Source organism: Stieleria sp. (genome assembly GCF_041595215.1).
In the GTDB taxonomy this organism is placed as follows: Bacteria; Planctomycetota; Planctomycetia; order Pirellulales; family Pirellulaceae; genus Stieleria; species Stieleria magnilauensis.
In genome coordinates, this window is sequence record NZ_JBFHKV010000889.1 from 1 (window position 1) to 3,666 (window position 3,666).

At 59.7% G+C, this 3,666-nt stretch carries 2 protein-coding genes; both read right to left on the reverse strand.

Annotation, left to right across the window (positions count from 1 at the left end; translation table 11 throughout):
* Positions 1-13 precede the first annotated feature (13 nt).
* Positions 14-2,704: a right-handed parallel beta-helix repeat-containing protein gene (locus ABX749_RS25750; protein ID WP_372898528.1), complete on the reverse strand. Its 2,691-nt coding sequence runs from the start codon at positions 2,702-2,704 to the stop codon at positions 14-16.
* Positions 2,704-3,666: glycoside hydrolase family 88 protein (locus ABX749_RS25755; protein ID WP_372898529.1), on the reverse strand; the 963-nt coding region annotated here is incomplete at its 5' end. The genes ABX749_RS25755 and ABX749_RS25750, both read right to left, overlap by 1 nt.

The following is a 3,666-nucleotide window of genomic DNA, read 5'->3' on the forward strand; positions in this document are numbered from 1 at the left end:
GACACGCACAAACTCACTCGTTCTGCATCTCGACGTCGTCCAAATAGAACGCACCGTCGCTGCGCGTTGACGCGATGAAACCGACCCAACGGGTCTCGGTCCAGTCCGGATCACATCCCAGATCCGTCACATGGTGCCGGCGGCCGTCCGGCAACACAAACGTTGCCTGCCAGCGAGCGTTGCGAATGCCGTGTGTTGCTTCCATCGTGACGTGCAACCAAGTCCCCGCTTCCATGTCGAACAGTTTTTGCCCCCGGCTGTGCACCGCGGTTTCGCTCAGCTGCAGACTCGGTCCCGTTTGATAGGGTTGGGTTTTGCTGCGCCATTCACAGGACACCGTGACGCTCGGTTCCAGACGGATTCGGAAACTCAATCTTGATTTGCCCTGCGTGTAATGGGGATCCCAATAAAAATGGGGATTGAACGCAGCCCGCATGTCCACCGCGTCTTGCACCTTCAAGCAATGGCCCTTGCCACCGGGCGTCGGTACGACGGAAAACAGTGACTTGCGGCCTTCGTCGGACAATGTCGCCAGACTCATCAGCGACAGGGGGTGGTCGGTTTCAAAATCATCGCGAACGTCGACCGGTTGCGGCGGCGGAACCTGATAGGGCTCGGGGAACGTCGTCTCCGCGGCGAGATCTTTCCAAGCCTGGTCGCCCTGAACCCCAGCCAACGTGATGTCGAACGGGACGAAACCGATCTTGGACGCGGGCGATCCGGGCCGCAATCTGAAATCACGTTGACCCGCGTCAACGAACATCGGATCAGCGATGATCGACTCTTGATCATGGCCCGCGTCGCGCCATTGCTGCCACGTCTTGCCGGCGAAATCAAAGGGCTGGCCGTCGGCACGCCAATACAGGTTGTGATTCATCGCGACTTTGGAACCGTTATTCCAACCGGAATAACCGAGCAATCGACCCTCGTCAAAGTAAACCAAATTTCGCTCGAACGTAAACGAGAGATGCGGCTCGGCCCGCGTCACCGCGACCTGGCCCTCTTCACTGAACGCCAGGATGTTGTTGCGGACGATGTTTTCGCGACCATAGTGCTGGTGAAAACCGCCATCGCGGACGTCGTACACCAAGTTGTTTTCAAACACGATGTGCGAACTGCCCTCGTCGGGATACAGCCCCCATCCGCCGTAGCGGGTCGCATAGACGTCGTGGATCACGTTGCCGCTGACGCTGGTGCCCTCCGATGGCCCCAACGTGTAGACGCCTCCCATGTCGCTGAGAATGCGGTACCCGATGTGATGCAGATGGTTGAAGTCGATGCGGTTGCGTTTCGCGCCGCTGTCGGCGTAACCCCAACGCCAGCCGACCGACACCGCGGTGTAGTAAAAATCGGCGATGTCACAGTGCGTGATCGCATTGTCGCTGCTGTGCCCGATCCAGACTCCCACGGCGCACGGCAGGATTCGCCCGCCGCTGTGCAAGATGCAGTTGTCGACCGTGATTCCTGACGTTCGCACCGGCTCGGGGACCAACCCTGTCTCGCCGATCCGCACCGCACTGACACCGACGTCAAAGACTCGCGTTCGTTCGACGCGACAATCACGACACGCCTGACGAAACCAAAACCCGCTGCCGCCGATGTGTTCGACCGCGCAATCGATGAAGTGAATCTGTTGAGCGCCATCGAGCTGGATCGCGGTCGCATCGACGTTCATCGCTGCCTGATTCGGGCGAATGCCTTCCTCGGGAATACGGTACTCGGCGTGCCGCAGCGTCAGCCCTTCGAAGTGGATGTGTTTGACGTGCCGTTCGGGATCGTCGACGTCACCTTGGAATTCGAACAAACGCGGCAGTTCGGCGGCGACCGCGTTGACCGTCTCGATCGTCTCGCCGTCACGCGGTCGGTAAAACAACCACCCCTGCCGATCCAAAAACCATTCGCCGGCGGAATCCAGTGCACCGAAATAGTTTTCGAGGAAGTACAAACAATCGCGGTTCAGCGGATTGTGTGACTTCATCGGTGTGCCGTGTGTCGTGAACGAGCCGTCGCCCGGCGAACACGATTGCAACCATTCACGCGTCGTGTCCCACTTGTGATAGACGACGACTTGGACATCGCGCAGCGCGTCGGGATCGGTGTTGCGTAGCGAAACCAGATCGCTTGCTCGGGTGGCGAACGTGTGTTGCATTCTGGGCGGCGATGCGTCGACGGGCGCTTCGCCGACACCCAGCAAGGTGAAGAAATCGCCGTCACTGGGAGTCCTCGCTCGCGTCGCCCGACGTCCATTGACCCACAATTGTTCAAATCGCCAATCTTCGCCCTCCCCGGATCGCGGCACCGCGACGCGTGTCTTCCACAACCCGGGGTGCTCGGGGTCCAGCTGCCATCCATCGATCGCACGTCCGCCGGATAAGATCACTTCGCCAGCGGGCTCGCCGCGATAACGCACCGGACGCTGCGGTGAAGCGCCCGAGTCGGCTGAAGTAAATTGAATGGTCTGGTTCAACCGATAGTGGCCGCCGCGCAGATGAACCGTCACGGCTTGATCACCACCGGCGGCACGAACCTCTCGCACCGCTTGCTGCGCCCGTGCGATCGAGGCAAACGGCTGCTGCGAAGTACCCGGTTGCGAATCCGACCCGCCGGGTGAAACGTAGAAGTGGATGTCCGTCTCGTCAGCCATCACGGCCGCTGCGAGCGGCGCCATCAACAACAACAAAACAGCACGACAAATCAAACCCATCAGTTCTTCTCCCAAAACGCGATCTCGGTTGCAACGAGCAATGCCATGGCACCCCCACGGTCATCGCGGCCGAGAATCGCCGTGCGGTCATAATAGTCTCGAACCGTTTTCTGTTTTCCGGTTCCGGTGCAAACATCGACGAGTTGTCCGCCCGATCCGATCCGTGACTTGATCGCCGACCAAGACTTCTCGACCACGGGCGTCCATTCCTGCGGGTCCAGCCAACCCCGTCGCAAGCCGCGTACGATCGCAAACGTGATCATGCAGGTGCTGGTGAACTCTCGGTAACTCTCTTCGCGATCGATCACCTGGTGCCAGGCGCCCGTCGGGTCCTGGTGTTGTTTCAAAGCCAGCAAATGGTCTCGATACGAATCCAAGAACACGCGATAGGCTTGCGTGTCTTCGGGAATGGCACTCAGTGACAACGCCATCCCGAGCGCCGGAAAACCGTTACCGCGTCCCCAGGCGGCTTCATTGAGCGGCGAGTGACGGTACAGGCCGTCATCGCGGAGACACAGCGTCTGCATGAACTGCAAGTGCCGCAAACACTGATCAAAATACTTTGCGTCTGCGGTCAGCGCACCGACCTCGGCCAGAATCGCACAGCCCATAAAAACCGCATCGCTCATTTCATTGTGAAACGGCATCGACACCTTCGGCTGACCGTCGGCGTCGAATCCGTCATCGGCTGCCTTCTTCGCCAGGCGCATCCAACGCTTGTCGCCTGTGCGTCGGGCGAGCTGCGAAAAAACGAGATGCCCCGACAAGGTGCTGCCGCTTGATCTGGCAGGTAGGGATTCCTTTCTTTCGCTTCGATACGGCTCTCCCAACTTGATGGCGTCACGAAGCGGCTGCGGGTCGTCTGCCAATTCGCCCACTCGCATGCGACCGATGACGGCCAGGGCGGGGATGTATTGGACGCTATCGAGTTGATGCCCGTAGACCATCGACAGTTCCTGAGC